Genomic DNA, 22,402 nt, shown 5'->3' with positions numbered 1-22,402 from the left:
CCCTTCCGTTGATCTCGGCGATATCGACCGAATGGCCGCCGTGATTCGGTCGATATCGCCGAGATCAACGGAGAGGACAGGGTTACCCGGCGAAGGCGCGGGTGAGCCGGTCGACGGCCTCGTCGAGGACCTCGTCGCGCTTGCAGAAGGCGAAGCGGACGAGGTGCCGCCCGGCGTCCTGGTCGTCGTAGAGGACCTGGGCGGGGACCGCCGCCACACCGGCGGTGCGGGGCAGGGACCGGGCCAGGGCGATGCCGTCGTCGTACCCGAGGGGGCGGATATCAGCCATGACGAAGTAGGTGCCCTGGGTGCGCTGCACGTCGAACCCGGCGCGGCGCAACCCGTCGGCGAGCCGGTCGCGTTTGGCCTGGAGCGCGTCGCGCTGGGCGCGGATCCAGTCGGCCTCTCCGCTGAGCGCGTCGGCGATGGCGAGCTGGAGGGCGCCGTTGGCGGTGAAGGTGAGGAACTGGTTGACGGTACGCGCCGCGCGGACGAGCGCGGCGGGGCCCATCACCCACCCGGTCTTCCAGGCCGTGACGGAGAACGTCTTGCCCGCCGAGGAGACCGACAGGGTGCGCTCGCGCATGTTGGGCAGGGACGCGGGCGGCACGTGCTCGGCGCCGTCGTAGGTGAGGTGCTCGTAGACCTCGTCGGTGAGCACGATGACATCGTGTTCGGCGCACAGGTCGGCGATGACGCCCAGCTCCTCGCGGGTGAACACGGTGCCCGTGGGGTTGTGCGGGGTGTTCACGATGATCATGCGGGTGCGGGGGCCGAAGGCGGCGCGCAGTTCGCCGGGGTCGAAGGTGAACCGCCCGTCGGGGCCGGGGCGCAGGGTGACGGGGCGGCGTACGCCACCGGCCATGGCGATGACGGCGGCGTAGGAGTCGTACATCGGCTCGAAGAGCACGACTTCGTCGCCGGGTTCCACCAGGCCGAGGACGCCCGCGGCGATTCCGGCGGTGGCGCCGACGGTGATGTAGACCTCGGTCTCGGGGTCGTAGTCGAGGCCGAGGCGGCGGAAGCGGTCGGCGGCGACGGCGCGCCGGAGTTCGGGGCGGCCGAGGCCGGGCGGGTACTGGTTGACGCCGTCCTGAATGTGCCGGGCGGCGGTGTCGATCAGGGATCGCGGGCCGTCGGTGTCGGGAAAGCCCTGGCCGAGGTTGACGGAGTCGGTCTCGACGGCCAGGCGGGTCATCTCGGCGAAGATCGTTTCGCCGAACGGTCGCATGCGTTCCACAAGAGGTTCGTCCACGCACAGGAGCATAGGACCGCGCGTGGCCGGCGTCACTGCGCCGGTGGTGCGCCGCTGGGAGCGCGTCGCCGGCGGCCCTTGCGTTCCGCCCGGCGGCCGGCCCCGCTGGTCCTGTCCGGGCCGGTCAGTCCATGAGGCTGCGGGCCTGCGCGGTGCGGCGCGCGCGCACCTCGCGGAGTACGTCGTTGAGGCGCGCCATCTCCTCGTCGGAGAAGCTCTCGACGAAGCGAAGCATGGTGGTTCCCGGGTCCCCGCAGCCGCTGAAGATCTCGGACATGACGCGCGCGGTGTGCTCCTCGCGGGTCTCCCGCGGCCAGTAAAGCCAGGCGCGACCGGCCTTCTCGCGGTGCAAAAGCCCCTTGTGGTAGAGGATGTTGGTCACCGTCATGACCGTTGTATAGGCGACGTCGCGGTCGTAGATCATCGCCTCGCGGACCTCCCGGACCACGAGTGGGCCGTCGGCCCGCCAGAGCGCGTCCATGATCGCGGCTTCGAGCTCCCCGAAACCCTTCACCCGCCCCACCTCCGTTCCGACATGCTAAAAGCGGGGGCCGGGCGCCGGGGCAAAACCGGACGCAGGGAACGGATCCGCATCCATGACCGGGGGATGGCGGCTGATTTGTCCACACCGAACGGGCAGAAACTGCCGATTCCACCATCATCAACCGCCGATTCCGCGGTGTGCCCCCTTTTCTCCGCCTGGACCGCTCCGGTGAACCGTTCGCCCACGCGGCACTTCGGGCTCAGGCGAGCCCCGTGAGGTACTCCCCCGCGTGCTCGGCGAGGTTGCGCGGGACGACGTAGGGGCGTTCGGCGTTGACGTCGGGCCAGCAGTCGCGCAGCGCCTCGGGGCTGTTGTCGGGCGGGGCGGCCCCGGGTCCCTCGGCGACGAACACACGGGCGACCCGTCCACCCCCGACCGAGTAGATCTCGCCGGTGGTCTCGCAGTCCTCGTGCACGAGCCACAGAACGAGGGGGGTGACGCGCCCGGGGGCCAGCGTCTCGCGGGCCGAGGACGGGACGAGGTCTTCGGTCAGCCGGGTGTAGGCGACGGGGGCGATGGCGTTGGCCGTGATGTCGTATTCGGCGCCCTCGATGGCCAGCGTCTTGGTCAGCCCGACGACGCCCATATTGGCGGCGGCGTAGTTGGTCTGCCCGAAGTTGCCGAAGAGGCCGGAGGGCGAAGTGGTGGTGATGATGCGACCGTAGCCGTTCTCCCGCATGGGCCCGAAAGCGGCGCGGGAGACGAGGAAGGTGCCGCGCAGGTGAACGCCCACCACGGCGTCCCACTCGGCCACGGTGATGTTCCTAAACGCGCGGTCGCGCAGCATCCCCGCGTTGTTCACGACGATGTCGGTCCGCCCGTACGCCTCGATGGCGGTGTCGACCAGGGTGTCCGCGCCCTCCTCGGTGGAGATGTCGCCGTCGTCGTCGACCGCATGTCCGCCGTTGTCGCGGATCTCCCCCGCGACCCGGGCGGCGGCCTCGCCGTCGGCGTCGTTGACGACGAGTCGGGCACCGCGCGCCGCCAGGCCGAGGGCGTGTGAGCGGCCGAGCCCGCGCCCGGCTCCGGTGACGACGGCGACGCGCCCGTCGAGCCGCAGATCCGTCATGTTTGCTGTTCCTTCCGAGCTGTGGGCTGGTTCCCTGGCTCCGCGCTGCCTGGGCGCGGATGCCGGTGCTCGATCGTGCCGGTAGGCGTTATTCCCCGTCGGCACAGGCTTGTGCCGCGGTCCTGGCGGCGGTCAGAATACGGGCTGCGGGCCGGGGATACGGGTTGTGGGCGCGGTGCCGGTGTTTCCCGGGAGTCGCCTCCCGCGCGCCCCACCACATCACCCCGGACGAGGAGTTGGGATGCCGGACATGCCAGTTCAGAAAAACACCGCTGATGAGGGGGCGGATTCGAGCCGCGCAGACCAGGCCGCCCCGACGAGTGGCACGACGGGACACGGTTCGGGAAACCGCCGCGCGCAGATCCGCATGACCGAGACCGAGGTCACCGACTTCCTCGCCACCCACCGCAAGGTGCAGGTGGCGACCGTGGGGCGGCACGGCGAACCGCACCTGTCGACCCTTTTCTACGCGATGGTGGACGGCCGCTTGGCCTTCTGGACCTACGCCACGGCGCAGAAAACCGTGAACCTGCGCCGCGACAAGCGGATGACCTGCCTGGTCGAAACCGGCGAGGACTACGCGGAGCTGCGCGGGGTCGCCCTCTACGGCACCGCCGAAGTGACCGACGACCCCGAGACGGTGATGCGGGTGGGCACCGACGTCACCGCCGTTATGACGGGCGCCTCCCCGGAGGAGCTGCGTACCCCGGAGGCCCAGGAGCAACTGGCCAGGGCCGGCCGCAAGCGCGCGGCCGTGTTCCTGGACGTCGACCGGGTCGTGAGTTGGGATCACCGCAAGCTCTGACGGCCCCCTGAAAGGGGCCCGAAGACAACTGTGCGCGGTCGAGCCCGCGTCCGCGCCCGGCGAGCATGGGGGTGATCATCACCGAGGCCCAAGCCCGCCGACCGCGGACGCGGCCGTCCTGCCCGACCGCGCACATTTCGTGAGACGTTGGCCCCGGCGGTCCGGTTCCACCGCGATCGGAGAAGATCGCCGCGGTTGGACACGGCCGGAAGTGGGCATGGTGACCGGGAACCGGCACGGCGGATGCCCTCGCCCCGCGCCGGGACGCACCCACCCGCACGCTCACCACCAGGAATAACGTCACACCAGGGCCACGGGAAAGTTACGCGTAGCCCACGGCCATGTGAACGATTGTTAGGTATATCCCAGTCCTCACGCGGCCAGGGGGCTACATCTTCATGCCCGGACAAGTAGCCTGTAAGACGAGATTGCTGGCCGGGCGAGTGTCCAGGTGGCCATGTGGACGCCGCCGCACGTTGAGCCCGCCTGCGTAGCAGCCATCTCTTCATATACACATTCACAAGCGAGCTGCGGAAGAGGGCGATCTCCGCCGTGTCGTCTGAGGCGTCTCAACCCCTGACAGATTTCGGCCCTAATGAGTGGCTGGTCGAGGAGCTCTACCAGAAGTACCTCCACGACCCGAACTCGGTTGACAAGGCTTGGTGGAACTTCTTCGCCGATTACAAGGCGGGCACCACCAAGGCCGACGGCGCGACCGGTGCCAAGCCGGCCGCCACAGCCACGCCTGCCACTCCGACCTCCGGTGCCGCCGATAAGCCGGCCGCCGCACCCAAGAAGTCGGCAGCATCGACCCCGACCGGCGAGTCCGGTCCCGCGGACGACGCGCTGAAGGTCACCGAAGAGCGACTGCGCGGCGCACCGGCCCGCACCGCCACCAACATGGAGTCCAGCCTCGCCCTGCCGACGGCCACCAGCGTGCGCGCCGTGCCGGTGAAGCTGCTCTTCGACAACCGCATCGTCATCAACAACCACCTGCGGCGCGCCCGGGGCGGGAAGGTCTCCTTCACCCACCTCATCGGCTACGCCATGGTGAAGGCGCTGAAGTCGATGCCGGAGATGAACTACTCCTACGCCGAGGTCGACGGCAAGCCGGGCGTCGCTAAGCCCGAGCACGTCAACTTCGGCCTCGCCATCGACCTGCAGAAGCCCGATGGCTCGCGCCAGCTCGTCGTGCCCAGCATCAAGCGCGCCGACGAGATGGACTTCAAGGAGTTCTGGAGCGGCTACGAGGACCTGGTCCGCAAGGCCCGCAACAACAAGCTGGGCGTGCCGGACTTCCAGGGCACCACGATCAGCCTGACCAACCCCGGCGGCATCGGCACCGTCCACTCCGTGCCGCGCCTCATGCCGGGCCAGGGCGTCATCCTCGGCGTCGGCTCCATGGAGTACCCCGCCGAGTTCCAGGGCATGTCCGAGGAGACCCTGAACGACCTGGCCGTCAGCAAGGTCATGACGCTGACGTCCACCTACGACCACCGCATCATCCAGGGCGCCCAGTCGGGCGAGTTCCTGCGCCGGATCCACCAGCTCCTGCTGGGCGAGGACGGCTTCTACGACGAGATCTTCAAGTCCCTGCGCCTGCCCTACGAGCCGGTGCGCTGGGTACAGGACATCTCGGTCGACCCGACCAACCAGCTCGACAAGGCCAGCCGGGTCCAGGAGCTCATCCACGCCTACCGGGTCCGCGGCCACCTCATGGCCGACACCGACCCGCTGGAGTACAAGCAGCGCCGCCACCCCGACCTCGACGTCCTCCAGCACGGCCTGACGCTGTGGGACCTGGAGCGCACGTTCCCGACCGGGGGCTTCGGCGGCAAGCAGGTCATGAAGCTGCGCGACGTGCTCGGTGTGCTGCGCGACACCTACTGCCGCACGGTCGGCATCGAGTACATGCACATCCAGAGCCCGGAGGAGCGGGAGTGGATCCAGTCGCACGTCGAGCGTGAGCACGAGAAGCTCAGCCGCGACGAGCAGCTGCACATCCTGCGCCGGCTCAACAGCGCCGAGGCGTTCGAGACCTTCCTGCAGACGAAGTACGTCGGGCAGAAGCGGTTCTCGCTCGAAGGCGGCGAGTCGCTGATCCCGCTGCTCGACGGCGTCATCTCGCGGGCCGCCAAGTCCGAGCTGGACGAGGTCGTCATCGGTATGGCGCACCGCGGCCGCCTCAACGTCCTCGCCAACATCTGCGGCAAGTCCTACGCCCAGATCTTCGGCGAGTTCGAGGGCAACATGGACCCGCGCAGTGCCCACGGCTCCGGGGACGTCAAGTACCACCTGGGCACCGAGGGCACATTCGAGACCCCCGACGGCGAGAAGATCGCGATCTCGCTGGCCGCTAACCCCAGCCACCTGGAGACGGTCAACCCTGTCGCCGAGGGCATCGTCCGCGCCAAGCAGGACATCATCGACAAGGGTCCGCACGGCTTCACCGTGCTGCCGCTGCTGATCCACGGCGACGCGGCGTTCGCGGGCCAGGGCGTCGTGGCCGAGACCCTCAACCTGTCGCAGCTGCGCGGCTACCGCACCGGCGGCACCGTGCACGTCATCGTGAACAACCAGGTCGGGTTCACCACGTCCCCGACGGACAGCCGCTCCAGCGTGTACGCGACCGACGTCGCGCGGATGGTGCAGGCGCCGATCCTGCACGTCAACGGGGACGACCCCGAGGCGGTCGTGCGGGTGGCGCACCTCGCGTTCGCCTACCGGCAGGCGTTCAACAAGGACGTCGTCATCGACCTCGTCTGCTACCGCCGCCGCGGCCACAACGAGTCGGACAACCCGCACTTCACGCAGCCGCTGATGTACAACATCATCGACGCCAAGCGGTCCACGCGGAAGCTGTACACCGAGGCCCTGATCGGCCGCGGCGACATCTCCGTGGAGGATGCCGAGGCGGCCCTGCGCGACTACCAGCACGAGCTGGAGCGCGCCTTCGCCGAGACGCGTGAGGCGGACAAGAAGCCGATCGAGCCGGGGGCGGTCATCAAGCCCGAGGTGTTCGACGAGGGCCGGATCGACCACACCGCCGTCACGACCGCGACCAGCGACGACGCCGTCAAGCAGATCATCGAGACGCAGGTGAGCCTGCCCGAGGGCTTCACCCCGCATCCGCGGCTGCAGCCGCAGCTGGCGCGCCGGGCGCAGATGGTCGAGGACGACGCCATCGACTGGGCGACCGGCGAGATGCTGGCGTTCGGCTCGCTGCTGCTGGAGGAGCACCCCGTCCGGCTGGTCGGCCAGGACAGCCGCCGCGGGACGTTCGGCCAGCGGCACGCCGCCCTCGTCGACCGCAACACCGGTGAGGTGCACACCCCGCTGAAGCGGTTCGACAAGGGCACGTCGAAGTTCTACACGCACGACTCTCTGCTGAGCGAGTACGCGGCGCTGGGCTTCGAGTACGGCTACTCGGTCGTGCGGCCCGACGCCCTGGTGGCGTGGGAGGCGCAGTTCGGCGACTTCGTCAACGGTGCGCAGAGCATCATCGACGAGTACATCAGCGCCAGCGAGCAGAAGTGGGGGCAGCGCTCCAGCGTCGTCCTGCTGCTGCCGCACGGCTACGAGGGCCAGGGCCCGGACCACTCCTCGGCGCGCATCGAGCGCTTCCTGCAGCTGTGCGCCCAGGAGAACATGACCGTGGCCATGCCCACGACCCCGGCGAACTACTTCCACCTGCTGCGCTGGCAGGTCAAGTCGCCGTACCGTCGCCCGATGGTGGTGTTCACGCCCAAGTCGATGCTGCGGAACAAGGCCGCGACGTCGGCGGTGGCGGACTTCACCGGGGAGACCTCCTTCCAGCCGCTGATCCCGGACAACTCCGGTCTCAACCCGAAGGACGTCCGGCGCGTGGTGCTGTGCTCCGGCAAGGTGTACTACGACCTGGACGCGGCCCGGAGGCGCACCGGCGACACGCACACCGCCCTGATCCGGGTGGAGCGGCTGTACCCGCTGCCGATCGAGGAGATCCGGCAGCAGCTGGCCGCCTTCCCGAACGCGGGCGAGGTGCTGTGGGTGCAGGAGGAGCCGGCGAACATGGGCCCGTGGCCGTTTGTCGCGCTGGTCTTCTCCGAGCAGCTGGACCGCCCCTTCACCCGGGTGTCGCGTCCGGCCGGCTCCTCCCCGGCCGCCGGGTCCGCCAAGCGGCACGAGGTGGAGCAGCAGGCGCTGGTCAACACCGTGTTCCCGCCGACGGACTAGGGCGGACCGCGAGGATGTACTACACGGATCGCGGAATCGAGGAGCTGGAGAGGCGCCGCGGCGAGGAGGAGGTCTCCTTGGCGTGGGTCGCCGACCAGCTGCGCACGTTCACCGATCTCAACCCGGAGTTCGAGACCGCTGTCGACCGGCTGGCCACATGGTTGGCACGGCTGGACGACGACGATGACGAGTGAGCACCGGCGACGTCGGTGACTCGGTGAGTCAGTGATCCGACGATGGATCACGGGGCCTCGGCCGATTTCGGCCGAGGCCCCTTCGCGTGTTCAAGGGCGGGTGCGGACGCGGAGACACGATCCCTTCCTTCGGTTGATGCTGCTGGTCAGCGGTTGCTCTGCCCGCCTCTGAGGCCTCCCTGTCCTCTCTGGGACGATGTCGGGGTTCCCCCTGACACACCCCTGATTCGTCGCGACATATCTTGAAGTCCGGCGAGACGCGACATATCGTGATTGCCACCAGCTCTTCGAGTCGAAAGGTTTCGCGATGGCTCGATGGACCATCGACCAGCCGATGACGCGGGTCCTCGATGGGATCGTCGCACTGCGCATCCGCATCATCGGCGGGCACGTCAATATCCTGCCGACCACCGACCCCGCCACCTTCGAGGTGTCCGACATCGTCGGCGAGCCCGTCCTCGCCACCCAGGACGCGGGCATCCTCACCATCACCTACGAGGACCTCACCGGCACCGGCCTGCTCGACCGCCTGCGCCCGGTCCAGCTCTCCAGCTACAAGGACGTGGGGCGCCGGTCCGCCACCATCGGCCTTCGCGTACCCCATGACTGCCCGGTGGAGGTCACTACCCTCTCGGCACCGATCGTGGCCGCCGGTCTGACCGGAAAGACGCAGCTGCGCACCGCTTCCGGTGACGTCACGCTCGACGGCCTAGGCGGCGAGGTGGAGGTCAACACCGTCTCCGGCAACCTGGCCGCCCGCGACCTGGCGGGCAGCCTGCACTTCAACAGCGTGAGCGGGCAGGTCGCCGTCGCCGGGGGACGTCTCTCCGACTTCTCCGGGAAGACGGCCTCGGGACAACTCCTCGGCGACATCGACCTGGCCCCATCGGCCCGCGTCCGACTGGCGTCGATCTCGGGCGAGGTCGCGCTGCGCGTCCCGGCGGAGACCTCCGCCGGGGTCGAGCTCCGAACGGCCACGGGAAGGCTGGACTCGGCCTTCACCCTGGATCGGCGCGAACTCCGCGGTCGCCGCAACATGTCCGGCAAGATCGGTGTCGGGGTGGACCCCGCCACCATCACCACCACGACCGTTTCGGGAGCGGTCTCACTCCTCCGCCGCGAGCCCGACGCTCCCGCCGAGATCCCCAGGGGGAACGCATGAGCACCATCTTCGGCCACGGGCGGCTCCGCCTGTACCTGCTGAAGCTCCTGGACGAGAGCCCTCGCCACGGCTACGAGATCATCAGCCTGCTGCGCGACCGCTTCCTCGGCGTGTACTCACCCTCCCCCGGCACGATCTACCCGCGCCTGGCCCGCCTGGAGGAGGAAGGGCTGGTCACCCACGAGGAGGTCAACGGCCGCAAGGTCTACCGCCTCACCGACAAGGGGCGCGAGGAACTGCGGAGCCGCAGCACCGACCTCGACGACCTGGAACGCGAGCTCACCGAATCGGTTCGCGACGTCGCCCGCGCGGTGAGGGAGGACGTGCGCGACACCATCAGCTCACTCCGCGAAGAATTGAAGTTCGCGGCCGGTGGCGGACGCCGCTCCGCCCGCCCGGAGAGGGAGCAGCAGGAAGACCGCGAGCAGGAGCAGGAGCGCGCGTCCACGACCAGCAGCGCGCAGGACACGGACACGTCCGAGGACCGCGAACGCACGGGCCGCAACGGCAACTGGTGGGACCGCGACTGGCAAAGGTTCGCCGAGAACATCGGCTCCTGGGGCAGTGGCTGGGGCAAGCAGGGACGCCAGGGAGAACCACTCGAATTCGAGCGGGCCCTGCACGACTTCAGCGACCGCGTCCGCGACGTCGTCCGCGAGGCCGGACACGTCGGGGAATCAGCGGCCCAAGACCTGCGCCGCATCCTCGACGACACGATCGAGGTCATCCGCCGCGACGTCTCCACCTGGGGCCCTCCGGGCTCCCGCCACGAGCACGAGAAGGAAGACGAGGCCCGGGGCACCACCTCAGCCACGGACACCACCCAGTCCGAGCCGAAGGAGAGTACCAAGCCCTCTGGAGACCCTCAGGGTGACGGTTCCAAGCAGTCCTCCACCCCACCCAGCGGCGACCCCTGGAGCACCGCTGTAGCAGAGGAAGACCAACCACCAAACACCAACGGGGACCAGCCCAAGAGCTGACCCACCCAGCCAGTCACCAGAGAGGCGCCGCCCTTGGGCGGCGCCTCTCGGCATTCGTACCGCAAAGGCTCCATCCCCGCGGGTGCGGGGAGCAGGGTCAGGAGTGCTGTGAGTGAGGTCCAGCCCCAGGTCCATCCCCGCGCGTGCGGGGAGCAGAGGCCCGGGGAGATCACGCCGACCTCCCCGGGCGGTCCATCCCCGCGCGTGCGGGGAGCAGCGCGGTGTGGGCGGGGTTCGCGCAGTAGGCGGGGGTCCATCCCCGCGCGTGCGGGGAGCAGCGCCTTGGCTGAGGCCAGGGGGTCCACGATTTCGGTCCATCCCCGCGCGTGCGGGGAGCAGCGGCATTGCCCCTGCAGTCCGAGGGCGGCCAGGGGTCCATCCCCGCGCGTGCGGGGAGCAGCGCTCCAACACAGTGCACAGCAACCGGTAGGGCGGTCCATCCCCGCGCGTGCGGGGAGCAGTCTTCCTGACGTGGGAATCTAACCAGTCGGTATGCCAGTTTTTGCAGCTTGTCGAGAATCCGACATTCTTCCCACCCGCCCCTATCAGGCAGTGAACACGATCTTGCCGAAGAGGTCCCCCTGTTCCATCGCGGCGAATCCGTCCTTGGCTTCGGCTAGTGGAAGTATGCGGTCGATCTCGGGGCGGAGGCCGGTGCGGGCGCAGTATTCAGCGACTCGTTGGAGTTGGTCGCGGGTGCCCATCGTGGAGCCGATGATCTGAAGCTGGAGGAAGAAGACTCGCGTCAGCTCCGCTGGAGGGGCATCGCCGCTGGTGGCGCCGCAGGTGATGATGCGGCCTCCTGGGCGCAGTGAGCGCAACGAGTGGCCCCAGGTCGCGGCGCCGACGTTGTCGAAGACGGCGTCGACCTTTTCCGGGAGCCGCTCCCCTGTCTCCACGGCGGCGAAGGCGCCCAGTGTGCGGGCGCGCTCCCGCTTGGACTCGGTGCGGCTGGTCGCGTAGACGCGGTGTCCGGCCGCGCTCGCCATGCGGATCAGGGCGCTGTTCACTCCCCCACCCGCGCCCTGGATCAGGATTGTCGAGCCGGGTTCCAGGGTGGCTTTTTCGAAGAGCATGCGGTAGGCGGTCAGCCAGGCGGTGGGCAGGCAGGCGGCTTCTTCGAAGGAGAGTTCGTTTGGTTTGGGCACGAGGTTGCGTCGCGGTACGGCGACCTTCTCGGCGAAGGTGCCGTTGTAGACCTCCGACAGCAGGGAGCGGCGCGGGTCCCTGGTCTCGTCGCCGCCACCCGCGTCGGGGTCGCCGATGACCGAGTGCACGATGACCTCGCGACCGTCCTCGTCGACTCCGGCGGCGTCGCAGCCCAGGACCATGGGCAAGCGTTTGTCGGTGAGCCCGACGCCCTTCAGGCTCCAGATGTCGTGGTGGTTGAGCGCGGCGGCTCTGACGGTGACCGTGGCCCAGCCCTCCCGAGCCTCGGGCTCGGGGCGCTCGCCCGCTTCCAGGCCGGACAGCGGGTTGTCCTTGTCGATGCGCGCGGCGGTGATTGCGAACATGCATCGACAGTAACGATCGACCGTCCGCCGGGCTACACCGACCACCCCTGCCGCTCCGATTCGCTCCCGTCTCGCTCGTCACGCAGGGTGCAGCCGACAACGCGGCCGTCGGCCCGGCGGCGGGTGCTCCACTCCTCGGCCAGTGCCTCCACCATGGCCAGGCCGCGCCCGTGGACGGCGTCGATCGGTCCGCGCCGCACGTGCGGCTCACTCTCCGGGCCACCGCGCCGCGGGCCCTCGTCGCGCACCTCGATGGTGATGGCACCGGGACGGCGGTACACCTCCACACCGAAGCGCCCACCGTCCTCGCCGCTTGCCGTGTGCTGGATGGCGTTGGAGGCGAGCTCGCTCACGACGATCAGCGCGCGATCGAGGAGGTCCGTGCTTGGCGTGACGCACAGTCCCAGCGTGGCCTGCACAAAGGTGCGCGCCTCGCGCACCTGGCATTCTTCACCGGGAAATCCGCACCGGGCGACGACAACGGCGCTCGTGCGCCCCACGGTCCGGGGTCTCCCGGCCCCGGGACACCCCGAGCGGCTGTGGACGACTGGGGTGTTCGTCATCATTCATCCGCCCTCGATCCGGTGGGGGTGGCTGGTCGGGGCTCGCCAGTGAACCTCCGCGAGCCACGCAACATCATGCCCACGCCGACCATCTCCTGCAATTGCTTTGCAGAATTTTCATCGGGCTGTGCGCACCCCATCCGTAAGGATGAGGTCAAGTAGCCTGCTCACCTTTAGGATTCAGCCTCTCCTCACCCCCCGATTTGGAGGATCTGATGGCCGGTGCGAACAACCCGACGGTTCGACGTCGTCGCCTTGGTGTGGAATTGCGACGTCTGCGAGAAAACGCCGGAATGACCGGAGAGGAAGCCGCCGAACGCATGTCATGGTCCGGCAGCAAACTCTCCCGGATCGAGCGCGGACTGGTCGCGACGAACTCCGATGACGTCCGCGACCTGCTGGAACTCTATGGAGTCACGGACGAGGCCCTCTGCCGCACACTCGTGACGCTGGCGCGCGAGTCGCGTCGACGCGGGTGGTGGCACGTGTACGGCGACGTCATGCCCGACCGGTTCGAGGTGTACCTGGGCCTGGAGCCGGAGGCCAGCACCCTGCGCTTCTACCAGTCGCAGATCGTGCCCGGGCTCTTCCAGACCGAGGAGTACGCCCGCGCCCTTCTGGAGGCGCACCCTTCTCCGGCCGACCCCGAGGAAATCGACCGCCGGACAGAATTGCGCATTCGACGACGGGAGCTCATTTTCCAGGACAACCCACCGGACACATGGGTGGTTTTGGACGAATCGGTCCTCCAACGCCACATTGGTGGCCCCAAGGTCATGGCTGACCAGCTTCAGCACCTTCTCGAAGTGGACAATAGGCCACAGATCACCATACAAATACTACCCTTCGAAAGGGGGGCTAATTCAGGATTGAACGGGTCATTTGACATCCTGGAGTTCACCGAGTCGGACATCTACGCACCGCGCTTGGTCCATTTGGAAAACCTGACCAGTAGCCTCTATATAGAAAAGGCGAAGGAGGTCCACTTTTACACGGTGGCCTTCGAGCACCTGCGTACCGCTGCGCTGCATCCGGTAAGTTCCCGACGGCTCATTAGCGACGTCGAGCGGCGCCTTCGGCGGCAGGAACCCCCAGGTATAGATGAACCATGAAGGAGGCGCGGCATGTCCGCGATTGATCCGACACCTCTGCTCTGGCGTAAGAGCTCGTACAGCGGCACCGGAGGCGGGCAGTGCGTCGAAGTGGCCGACGCACTGCCCGCGGTCCGGGTCCGCGACTCGAAGGCCCCGGAGAACTCCGTCCTGAGCTTCACATCGGAGGCATGGGCGGCCTTCCTCGGCGCCGCCACCCGCGAGCGGCTCTGACATCGCGCCGCACCGCAGCACGGCCGCTCCTGGCCGAACAATGGGAGGGAACTGACGCAACCGGACTTGTTCCCCAGTCCGGAACCGGACGCAATTCCCCCGTCCGGAACCGGACGCAATTCCCCCGTCCGGTCGTAGTACCGAGCACCAAAAGACGCCGGTCCGGGCAGGTGCCTCCTGCCCGGACCGGATACCGAAAAGAGCCGAACGACTACGTTCGGAGACTACACCCTGGCCACGCCGTCCTTGCGCGCCTGCTCCGCGACGGCCGCCGCGACCGCCGGGACCACCCGCTCGTCGAACGTGCTCGGGATGATGTAGTCGGCGGCGAGGTCGTCGGCCACCAGGTCCGCCAGCGCGTTGGCCGCGGCCAGCTTCATGCCCTCGGTGATGTCCCTGGCGCGCACGTCCAGCGCGCCGCGGAACACCCCGGGGAAGGCGAGGACGTTGTTGATCTGGTTCGGGAAGTCGCTGCGTCCCGTCGCGACGACACTCGCGTACTTGCGTGCGACATCCGGGTGGATCTCCGGGGTGGGGTTGGCCATGGCGCAGACGATGGCGTCCTTGGCCATCGTCGCGACGACGGACTCCGGCACCTCACCCGCCGACAGGCCGATGAAGACGTCCGCGCCGACCAGCGCGGTCTCGATCGACCCCTTGATGCCGGCCTTGTTGCTGATCTGGGCGAGCTCGGCCTTGATCGGGTTGAGGCCTTCGCGCCCCGCGTAGATGAGACCCTTGCTGTCGGCGACGGCGATGTCGCCGATGCCTCCCTCAACCAACATCTTGGTGACCGCGACACCGGCCGCCCCGGCACCCGAGACGACAACTCGCAGGTCAGAGAGGGTGCGTCCGGTGAGTCGCGCGGCGTTGCGCAGCGCCGCCACGGTGACGATCGCGGTACCGTGCTGGTCATCGTGGAACACGGGGATATCCAGCCGCTCCCGCAGCCGCCGCTCAATCTCGAAGCAGCGCGGCGCCGAGATGTCCTCCAGGTTGATGCCACCGAACGAGGGTGCCATCCGCGCGACGGTCTCGACGATCTCGTCCACGTCGCGGCAGGACAGTGCGATCGGCACCGAGTCAACGCCGCCGAACTGCTGGAACAGCAGCGACTTGCCCTCCATCACGGGCAGGGACGCCTCGGGTCCGATGTCGCCCAGGCCGAGCACGGCCGAGCCGTCGGTGACGACGGCGACGAGCTTGCTCTTCCAGGTGTAGGTGTCGACGAGCTCCGGAGAGTCGGCGATGGCACTGCAGACCCGGGCCACACCGGGGGTGTAGGCGAGGGACAGGCCCTCGTGGTCATGAACGTCGACCGAGGATCGGACCTGGAGCTTGCCGCCCCTGTGCAGGGCGAAAGCCGGGTCCCGGTCCAGTTGGGTTCGGGGGTCGGTCTCGGTCTGGGAATCGTGGGAATCGATGGTCAACGTTGAAACCCCTCGTCATCATGCGCGTCCATGCCGGCCATGACACGAACGGCCGCGTACACATCCGGTCAGCGCGCGGAGGCCAGGGTGCTAGGGGGGACTCCGCCGATCCGGTCGGCCATGACCTTGGTGGAAACGGGGGAGTCGGACTCCGCTCGGCTCTTATGCGAGTGCGGCGCTGCCGATACCACGGGGTTGACCCGTTACCCAATCATCTCATAACGGTGACCCACGGAACATGGCGGGTTGTGCACGATAGTACGCCCAGGTCATCCCGGCTTTTGTGTGATGCCATAACTCCGATTCCGACAGGACGCGGCCGTCCACCGACAAACAGTGGCGGGCCGCACGAAGGAGACTGCCGTGACCATCGCAGGACACCCGGCCCCAGCGGCCCGCCGCCGCGGCCGCATCTACCGCATGGGAGCACTCGCCGCCGGCCTCGCCCTGTTCGCCACCGCGTGCGGCGGTGGCGGCGGCGACGGTGACGCCGGTCAGGAGACCACACCGAAGGTGGAGGTCGAGGCCGACGCCGAGCTCGCGGCGATGGTGCCCCAGGAGTACAGAGACGCCGGCAAGCTGGTGATTGGTGTGAACGCCGAATACCCGCCGGGCGAGTTCATGAAGGCCGACGGCAAGACCGTCACCGGCTTCAACGTCGACCTGCTCGACGCGGCCGCCGGAAAGCTCGACCTGGAGACGGAGTGGAAGCCCTCGCCGTTCGACGCGATCATCACCGGCGTGCAGGCCGGAAAGTTCGACGTGGGCATGTCCTCGGTGACCATCAACGAGGAGCGCCTCGAACAGGTCAACATGGTCAGCTACTACTCGGCCGGAACCCAGTGGTTCACCCAGAAGGGCAACCCGCAGTCGGTGGACCCGGACAACGCCTGCGGAAAGCGCGTCGCCGTCCAGAAGGCCACGATCCAGGTGGAGGACGTCAAGGAGCGCAGCGAGAAGTGCGTGGACGATGGCAAGGCCGGGATCACCATCGAGCAGTACCAAGAGCAGACGCACGCCACGGAGTCGGTCGTCTCCGGCAAGAACGACGCGGCTCTGGCAGACACGCCCGTGGCCGGATACGCCGTCAAGCAGACCGGCGGAAAGCTGGAGACCCTCGGTGAGCAGTACGAGTCCGCTCCGTACGGCGCGGTGATCAACAAGGACGACACCGAGCTGGCCGAGGCGATCGCCGCCGCCTACACGTCCCTCATCGAGGACGGCACCTACTCCTCCATCCTTGAGGAGTGGGGCGTGGAAGCGGGCGCGATCACCACGCCCGCGGTCAATCCGGACGTCGACGAATAGAACGGTCAGGCGTGAGCGCGACAGAACAAGCCCCCCTGTCCCCGGGCACACCGGGTACCGCCCCGCCCACCCCCGTCAAGGCTGTTCCGGTACGGCACCCCGGGCGGTGGGTGGCGGCCGCCGTCATCGTGGTGCTGGTCGCCATGTTCGTGCACATGCTGTTCACGAACGAGGCGTTCCAGTGGGAGTTCATGTTCTCCAACATGTTCATCCCACCGGTGCTGATCGGCGTGCGGACCACCCTCCTCCTGACGGTCCTGTCGATGATCATCGGCGTTTTCCTGGGCATCGTGCTGGCCCTGATGCGCCTGTCGGGCAACCCCGTGCTGGCCGCGGTCGCCTGGACCTACACCTGGTTCTTCCGGGCGGTTCCGCGCCTGGTGCTGGCGGTGCTCTTCGGCAACCTCGGGATCCTGTACGCGACCGTGTCGTTCGGGCTGCCCTTCGACATGTACTGGCTCCCGCTGCTGGGGCTGGACGGCTACAGCACGACGATCTTCAGCATCGACGCGCGCACGTTCCTCAGCGGGTTCATGGCGGGTCTGCTCGCCCTGGCACTGTCCGAGGGCGCCTACATGGCCGAGATCGTGCGCGCGGGGCTGCAGTCCGTGGACAAGGGCCAGACCGAGGCCGCCCAGGCGCTGGGCATGCGGCACTTCCAAGTGATGCGGCGGATCACGCTGCCCCAGGCGCTGCGGGTGATCGTCCCGCCGACGGGCAACGAGACCGTGGCGATGCTGAAGGACACAGCGCTGGTTGCCTTCGTCCCGGTGACCACCGAGCTGTTCTTCCAGCTGCAGAACATTGGGGCGCGCACCTTCCAGGCGTTCCCGATGCTCGTGGCCGCGTGCATCTGGTATCTGGCGATCACGAGCCTGTTCATGGTCGGCCAGTACTTCCTGGAGCGGTCGTTCACCAAGGGCGACCGGCAGGCCCAGGCCGAACTGAAGGCGATCGAGACCAAGGCGGGGAATTGACACAGGACACGACGCCGGCCGGCACGGGAACCGGGCCCGTGGCCGGGTCCGGCACCTCCCCCGGCAGTGATCCCGGCACTGATCCCGGTTCCGTTGACGACCGCATGGTCGTCGCCGAGCACGTGCACAAGCACTTCGGGCGCCTGCACGTGCTGCGCGGCATCAATCTGGAGGTGCGGCGCGGCGAGGTGATGTGCGTGGTCGGCCCCTCGGGTTCGGGCAAGTCCACCTTCCTGCGCTGCATCAACCACCTGGAGAAGATCGACAGCGGTCGGCTGTGGGTGGACGGTCAGCTCATGGGCTACCGGCAGAAAGGCGGGAAGCTCTACGAGCTGCACGACAGCCAGGTGGCGGCGCAGAGGCGCGGCATCGGCATGGTGTTCCAGAACTTCAACCTGTTCCCGCACATGTCGGTGCTGGGCAACGTCATGGAAGCACCGGTCCAGGTGAACCGCGAGAAGCGGGCCGTGGCCCGGGACAAGGCGATGCGGCTGCTGGAACGGGTGGGCCTGGCCGAGAAGGCACCCACCTACCCCCGGCAGCTCTCCGGCGGTCAGCAGCAGCGCGTCGCCATCGCCCGAGCCCTGGCCATGGAACCCGACCTCATGCTTTTCGACGAACCCACCAGCGCGCTGGACCCGGAGCTGGTGGGCGAGGTGCTCGCGGTCATGAAGGACCTCGCTGAGGAGGGCATGACCATGGTCGTGGTGACCCACGAGATGGGCTTCGCCCGCGAGGTGGGCGACTCGCTGGTCTTCATGGACGACGGTGTCGTGGTCGAGTCCGGCCCGCCGCGCGAGGTGCTGGCCAATCCGCGTGAGGAGCGCACCAAGGCGTTCCTGTCGCGGGTGCTGTAGAGAAAGTTCCCACCCCGTCACCGGCGTGGATCGATGCGGGATCGGTTCGGATCGATGTGATCGCCGATCCGTCGAACTGGGTAGCGTGGGGCGAGCAGGTAACGGTTCCATCGGACCCGGCGGTCGACCCGGCCGCACACCACTCGCCCCACCTTCGAGGAGCACCGTGATCCGCCCCGCCCGTCCCGACGACATCCCGACGATCCACCGGCTCGTGCGCGACCTCGCCGAGTACGAGAAGGAACCGGACGCCGCCGTGGCGACCGAGGAGGACTTCGCCAACGCCCTGTTCGGGCCGGACGCGGCGGTCTTCGCCCACATCGCCGAACACACCAACCCCGACGGCTCGGTCACCGCCGCGGGATTCGCTCTGTGGTTCCGCAACTTCTCCACGTGGACCGGCAAGCACGGGATCTACCTGGAGGACCTCTATGTCCGCCCCGAGTACCGCGGGCACGGCTACGGCAAGGCGCTCCTGGCCGAACTCGCCGCCATCTGCGTCAACCGGGGCTACACACGGCTTGAGTGGTCGGTGTTGGACTGGAACACGCCGTCAATCGATTTCTACAAGTCCCTCGGCGCCGTACCCATGGACGAATGGACGGTGTACCGGCTGGCCGGCGAGAGCCTCACGGAGCTCGGGAGCCGCTGAGGTAGGAGATCCATGGCCGACGCGCGGACATGCACACCACCGGCCGGAAGGTCTGGACGGATGACACGTATGTGACCGTGTGCACCGGGACCATGCAGAAACAAGATAGATTGCTCTCAAGCGGCAATCCCACTTCCCGAAGGAGGGACGTGACCGAAGAAACCGCCGCGCCGTTGTCGGGCGCCACGGATGTACGGGACGCTGTGACCGTCAAGATGCCGGCCGACAGCGCGTACCTCTCTGTCCTGCGCACGGCGACCGCCGGCCTGGCGGCCCGGCTGGATTTCACCCTCGATGAGATCGAGGACCTGCGCATCGGGGTCGACGAGGCCTGCGCGATGCTCCTCTCCCAGGCGCTTCCCGGGACCGACCTGACGACAGAGTTCGAACTCACCGGCGACGGGATGCGCATCTCGGTGTCGGTTCTGACCGCCGACGGCCGCCTGCCCGAACGCGACACGTTCGCGTGGACGGTCCTGTCCGCGCTGGCGGGAGAGGTCGACGCCACCTCCGGTCCGGACGACCGGGTCTCGATCGTCCTGCACAAACGACGCGGCCAGGTGGAGTCGGCGTGAGCGAAAGGGGGCCCGCTCTGACGGCGAAAACGGAGCACGCGGTGCCGGACCGTGCCCGCGCACGAGAGTTGTTCGAGCGCCTGAGCGAGCTTCCCGAGGACTCTCCCGAGCGGCAGCGCATCCGCGACGAGCTTGTGGAGCTGCACCTGCCCCTCGTGGAGTACCTCGCGCGGCGCTTCCGCAACCGCGGGGAGTGGCTCGACGACCTCACCCAGGTCGCCACGATCGGCCTGATCAAGTCGATCGACCGGTTCGACCTGGACCGCGGCGTGGAGTTCTCGACCTACGCGACGCCCACCATCGTCGGGGAGATCAAGCGGCACTTCCGCGACAAGGGATGGGCGGTCCGCGTCCCGCGTCGGCTGCAGGAGCTGAAGCTGTCGCTGACCAAGGCGGTCAGCGACCTGTCCCAGCGCGAGGGCCGCGCACCCACGGTGCACGAGCTGGCCGAACACTTGCAGATGTCCGAGGAAGAGGTGCTGGAGGGCCTGGAGTCCGCCAACGCCTACTCCACGGTGTCACTGGACGCTCCCGACAGCGGCGACGAGGACGCCCCGGCCGTGGCCGACTCGCTGGGCATCGTCGACGACTCGCTGGAGGGCGTCGAGTACCGCGAATCGCTCAAGCCGCTGCTGGAGCAGCTTCCGCCACGCGAGAAGCGCATCCTGCTGCTGCGCTTCTTCGGCAACATGACCCAGTCGCAGATCGCTCAGGAACTGGGGATCTCGCAGATGCACGTCTCCCGGCTGCTGGCGCGCACGCTGGCGCAGCTCCGGCAGGCGCTCACCACCGACGACTGATGACCCGCGGCCGACCACAGCGCCGGAACCGCGTCGAACGGCCCCGCTGCCCGGACTTCTCCGGGGCGCGGGGCCGTCGGTCGTTCGGATGGATTCGGTGTATGAGGACGGCGCCGCGGGCGTCCGCGCGGCGTCCGCACCAACTCGGCGTTCCCACCGATCCCGCCCCGGGGCTCGGCCTACTGCCGCCCCCGCTTGTTCTGCCAGCTCTCGTTGTCGGGGAAGAGCGTGGCGGTCGTGGGCGGGGACAGCACCAGGGCAAGAGCGGCCACCGCGACCACGGCGAGGGCGGCGCTGATCGCGTACTGCTGGCTGGTCCACATGTAGTAGGCGATCACCAGAACGAAGATCTGGGTGACGACGACCGGTGTGCGCGCCCAGTCGTTCAGCCGGTACAGGCCCCAGGCGACGTAACCGAGCGCGGCGGCGGCCAGCAGCGCGAACACCGCGAGCGGCAGCGCCTGCGTGGCGTCGAACGCGCGGCCCAGCAGGGTGCCGACCAGGACGTAGCAGCCCTCGATGGCCACGGCCAGCCCGATCAGGGCTTGCAGCGCGGCGGCGAGGGTGATGGTGATGGGGCGGGAAGACACGTTCCAGCTTAGCCCTGCCCGCATCACTAGACTGACCGGGTGCGTGCCCTCTTCATCGTGAACCCCCAGGCGACCACGACCACCCCCCGATCCCGCGACGTGATCGTCGGCGCTATCGCCCGCGATGCCGATCTGCGGGTCGCGGTCACCGAATACCGCGATCACGCCCGCGAACTGGCCCGAGACGCGGCGGCCGACGGCTACGAGCTGGTCATCAGCCTCGGCGGCGACGGCACCGTCAACGAGGTGGTCAACGGACTGCTGTCGACACCGCCGGAGCTGACCCGGCCGAGTTACGCGGCGCTGCCCGGGGGCAGCGCCAACGTGTTCATCCGCGCGCTGGGCCTGCCGACAGACCCGGTCGAGGCCACCGGCGCGGTGCTGGAGGGGCTGCGGTCCGGACGCAACCGCACGGTGGGGCTCGGGCGGATCACCAGCGACCAGGACGACCGCTATTTCACGTTCTGCGCGGGGGTCGGCTGGGACGCTGACGTGGTGCGCGAGGTCGAACGGCAGCGCCGGGCAGGACGGCGCGCCTCCCCCGCGCTGTACATCTCGATCGCGACGAAGCTCTTCATGCAGGACACCATCCGCGATCCCGGGCTGACCGTAGAGGTTCCCGGGCACGACCCCGTCAGCGATCTGTATTTTGCGCTGGTCACGAACACGACACCGTGGACATATGCCGGGTCTGTCCCCGTCCAGCCGACCCCGCGCTCACGGTTCGAACTCGGACTCGACGCCTTCGCGCTGACCCAGCTGCACACGCTGCGGGTGGCGCGGTTGTTGCGCCGCATGATGTCGCACAAGGGGTTGGCCCCCTACGGGCGCGGATACGTGACGTGGCACGATCAACCGTCGCTCACCATCACCGCGCGCCGGGAGCGGGCGTTTCAGATTGATGGGGAATACCTCGGGATGCGGAAACGGGTCAACTTCCACTCGATACCGAAGGCATTACGAATGATCGGTTAATACCGGGGTGAATCCGCAGGTGAGCGGCGTTGTGACGCACGCGACACGGCATCCGTGAGGATGATATACCGTCGCTCTTGCGTGGTCGGACCATCCCTGTCAGAGTCAAAAATATCGCCGCACGTTACGGGCGAGTAAAGCGGATGATTCCGAGGTCGGACGGCCCGACGCAGAGCCGTCCACAGCCCGCGGATCACACCGACAACGAACCCGTTGGGCGAGTGCGCAGGCGTACCCGGGGGCCGACGATGGCGTGCCTCCAAGTCGGGCGCCGAAGCAAGTGAATGCGTTCACGAGTCGCACACCCCAGTTCGCCTCACCGTGAGGAGTTGCCCCGCATGGACTGGCGCCACCACGCAGCCTGCCGTGACGAAGACCCCGAGCTGTTCTTTCCGATCGGGGATTCCGGGCCGGCTTTGATCCAGATCGAAGAGGCCAAAGAGGTGTGTGGGCGCTGCCCGGTCAGCACCTCGTGCCTGCAGTGGGCACTGGAGTCCGGGCAGGACGGAGGTGTGTGGGGCGGCATGAGCGAGGACGAGCGCCGGGCGCTCAAGCGCCGACGCACCGCGCGTCCGATGCTCCGCACCGCACTCTAGATCCACCCGAAGCCTC

The 22,402-nt window shown here is 68.3% G+C and carries 22 protein-coding genes and 1 CRISPR repeat array; of the genes, 15 read left to right on the top strand and 7 right to left on the bottom strand.

The window, feature by feature from the left end:
* Positions 1 to 82 precede the first annotated feature (82 nt).
* The 3 genes from ABD259_RS24675 to ABD259_RS24665 form a co-directional block, all read right to left on the bottom strand.
* Entirely contained in the window at positions 83 to 1,255 is a 1,173-nt protein-coding gene (locus ABD259_RS24675) for a pyridoxal phosphate-dependent aminotransferase (RefSeq protein WP_344101425.1), read from the bottom strand.
* Positions 1,256 to 1,379: 124 nt separating this feature from the next.
* On the bottom strand, positions 1,380 to 1,769 hold the full coding sequence (locus tag ABD259_RS24670) for a BlaI/MecI/CopY family transcriptional regulator (RefSeq protein WP_344101427.1): 390 nt from the start codon (positions 1,767 to 1,769) through the stop codon (positions 1,380 to 1,382).
* Between the two features lie 229 nt (positions 1,770 to 1,998).
* The gene (locus tag ABD259_RS24665; protein WP_344165576.1) at positions 1,999 to 2,868 is read right to left on the bottom strand and encodes an SDR family NAD(P)-dependent oxidoreductase; all 870 of its coding nucleotides are present in this window, start codon (positions 2,866 to 2,868) and stop codon (positions 1,999 to 2,001) included.
* Between the two features lie 241 nt (positions 2,869 to 3,109).
* On the opposite strand from ABD259_RS24665, the gene ABD259_RS24660 reads away from it, so the two are divergent.
* The 5 genes from ABD259_RS24660 (at position 3,110) to ABD259_RS24640 (ending at position 10,224) form a co-directional block, all read left to right on the top strand.
* Complete coding sequence (locus ABD259_RS24660) at positions 3,110 to 3,673, top strand: pyridoxamine 5'-phosphate oxidase family protein (protein ID WP_425573572.1); 564 nt, start codon at positions 3,110 to 3,112, stop codon at positions 3,671 to 3,673.
* Positions 3,674 to 4,225: 552 nt separating this feature from the next.
* The gene (locus ABD259_RS24655) at positions 4,226 to 7,888 is read left to right on the top strand and encodes a multifunctional oxoglutarate decarboxylase/oxoglutarate dehydrogenase thiamine pyrophosphate-binding subunit/dihydrolipoyllysine-residue succinyltransferase subunit (protein WP_344165570.1); all 3,663 of its coding nucleotides are present in this window, start codon (positions 4,226 to 4,228) and stop codon (positions 7,886 to 7,888) included.
* Between the two features lie 14 nt (positions 7,889 to 7,902).
* A complete protein-coding gene (locus tag ABD259_RS24650) occupies positions 7,903 to 8,082 on the top strand; it encodes a DUF6104 family protein (RefSeq protein ID WP_344101435.1) in 180 nt (59 codons plus the stop codon).
* A gap of 307 nt (positions 8,083 to 8,389) precedes the next feature.
* A complete protein-coding gene (locus tag ABD259_RS24645; RefSeq protein WP_344101437.1) occupies positions 8,390 to 9,244 on the top strand; it encodes a DUF4097 family beta strand repeat-containing protein in 855 nt (284 codons plus the stop codon).
* A complete protein-coding gene (locus ABD259_RS24640) occupies positions 9,241 to 10,224 on the top strand; it encodes a PadR family transcriptional regulator (RefSeq protein ID WP_344101439.1) in 984 nt (327 codons plus the stop codon). The genes ABD259_RS24645 and ABD259_RS24640 overlap by 4 nt, the downstream gene beginning before the upstream one ends.
* Positions 10,225 to 10,291: 67 nt before the next feature.
* Positions 10,292 to 10,685: a CRISPR direct-repeat array (repeat unit 28 nt; unit sequence GGTCCATCCCCGCGCGTGCGGGGAGCAG).
* 84 nt (positions 10,686 to 10,769) lie between these two features.
* Here the strand turns inward: ABD259_RS24640 and ABD259_RS24635 are convergent.
* Positions 10,770 to 11,738 carry a zinc-binding dehydrogenase gene (locus tag ABD259_RS24635; RefSeq protein ID WP_344165567.1) on the bottom strand — a complete coding sequence of 323 codons (969 nt, stop codon included), beginning with the start codon at positions 11,736 to 11,738 and terminating at the stop codon, positions 10,770 to 10,772.
* 32 nt (positions 11,739 to 11,770) lie between these two features.
* Positions 11,771 to 12,238, bottom strand: coding sequence for an ATP-binding protein (locus tag ABD259_RS24630; RefSeq protein ID WP_344101443.1), 468 nt, complete (start codon positions 12,236 to 12,238; stop codon positions 11,771 to 11,773).
* A gap of 278 nt (positions 12,239 to 12,516) precedes the next feature.
* Between ABD259_RS24630 and ABD259_RS24625 the strand changes: the two genes are divergently transcribed.
* Positions 12,517 to 13,413, top strand: a complete 897-nt coding sequence (locus tag ABD259_RS24625) for a helix-turn-helix domain-containing protein (protein ID WP_344101445.1) — start codon at positions 12,517 to 12,519, stop codon at positions 13,411 to 13,413.
* A 12-nt stretch (positions 13,414 to 13,425) separates the two neighbouring features.
* Complete coding sequence (locus ABD259_RS24620) at positions 13,426 to 13,626, top strand: DUF397 domain-containing protein (protein ID WP_344101447.1); 201 nt, start codon at positions 13,426 to 13,428, stop codon at positions 13,624 to 13,626.
* Between the two features lie 224 nt (positions 13,627 to 13,850).
* On the opposite strand, the gene ABD259_RS24615 is transcribed toward ABD259_RS24620, so the two are convergent.
* Positions 13,851 to 15,056 (bottom strand): NAD(P)-dependent malic enzyme, encoded by a 1,206-nt coding sequence (locus ABD259_RS24615; protein ID WP_412759358.1) that lies wholly within the window; start codon positions 15,054 to 15,056, stop codon positions 13,851 to 13,853.
* 363 nt (positions 15,057 to 15,419) lie between these two features.
* Between ABD259_RS24615 and ABD259_RS24610 the strand changes: the two genes are divergently transcribed.
* From ABD259_RS24610 to ABD259_RS24585, 6 genes are all read left to right on the top strand, one after another.
* Positions 15,420 to 16,364 (top strand): ABC transporter substrate-binding protein, encoded by a 945-nt coding sequence (locus tag ABD259_RS24610; RefSeq protein WP_344101449.1) that lies wholly within the window; start codon positions 15,420 to 15,422, stop codon positions 16,362 to 16,364.
* Positions 16,365 to 16,474: 110 nt separating this feature from the next.
* A complete protein-coding gene (locus ABD259_RS24605) occupies positions 16,475 to 17,341 on the top strand; it encodes an amino acid ABC transporter permease (RefSeq protein WP_412759366.1) in 867 nt (288 codons plus the stop codon).
* 104 nt (positions 17,342 to 17,445) lie between these two features.
* Positions 17,446 to 18,198 carry an amino acid ABC transporter ATP-binding protein gene (locus tag ABD259_RS24600; RefSeq protein WP_344101795.1) on the top strand — a complete coding sequence of 251 codons (753 nt, stop codon included), beginning with the start codon at positions 17,446 to 17,448 and terminating at the stop codon, positions 18,196 to 18,198.
* A 166-nt stretch (positions 18,199 to 18,364) separates the two neighbouring features.
* Positions 18,365 to 18,850 (top strand): GNAT family N-acetyltransferase, encoded by a 486-nt coding sequence (locus ABD259_RS24595; protein WP_344101451.1) that lies wholly within the window; start codon positions 18,365 to 18,367, stop codon positions 18,848 to 18,850.
* Between the two features lie 149 nt (positions 18,851 to 18,999).
* Positions 19,000 to 19,425, top strand: a complete 426-nt coding sequence (locus ABD259_RS24590; protein WP_344101453.1) for an ATP-binding protein — start codon at positions 19,000 to 19,002, stop codon at positions 19,423 to 19,425.
* A gap of 41 nt (positions 19,426 to 19,466) precedes the next feature.
* Positions 19,467 to 20,225 carry an RNA polymerase sigma factor SigF gene (locus ABD259_RS24585; protein ID WP_193373645.1) on the top strand — a complete coding sequence of 253 codons (759 nt, stop codon included), beginning with the start codon at positions 19,467 to 19,469 and terminating at the stop codon, positions 20,223 to 20,225.
* Positions 20,226 to 20,404: 179 nt separating this feature from the next.
* Here the strand turns inward: ABD259_RS24585 and ABD259_RS24580 are convergent, their stop codons facing one another.
* Positions 20,405 to 20,815, bottom strand: coding sequence for a hypothetical protein (locus tag ABD259_RS24580; protein WP_344101455.1), 411 nt, complete (start codon positions 20,813 to 20,815; stop codon positions 20,405 to 20,407).
* 39 nt (positions 20,816 to 20,854) lie between these two features.
* Between ABD259_RS24580 and ABD259_RS24575 the strand changes: the two genes are divergently transcribed.
* Together ABD259_RS24575 and ABD259_RS24570 are read left to right on the top strand one after the other, a co-directional pair.
* The gene (locus ABD259_RS24575) at positions 20,855 to 21,790 is read left to right on the top strand and encodes a diacylglycerol/lipid kinase family protein (RefSeq protein WP_344101457.1); all 936 of its coding nucleotides are present in this window, start codon (positions 20,855 to 20,857) and stop codon (positions 21,788 to 21,790) included.
* Between the two features lie 338 nt (positions 21,791 to 22,128).
* A complete protein-coding gene (locus ABD259_RS24570) occupies positions 22,129 to 22,386 on the top strand; it encodes a WhiB family transcriptional regulator (RefSeq protein WP_344101459.1) in 258 nt (85 codons plus the stop codon).
* Positions 22,387 to 22,402 lie beyond the last annotated feature (16 nt).

It is taken from the genome of Nocardiopsis rhodophaea (genome assembly GCF_039530945.1).
Lineage (GTDB): Bacteria > Actinomycetota > Actinomycetes > Streptosporangiales > Streptosporangiaceae > Nocardiopsis_C > Nocardiopsis_C rhodophaea.
The sequence above is the reverse complement of the archived record's forward strand: the minus strand, read 5'-3'. Positions and strand labels throughout refer to the sequence as shown.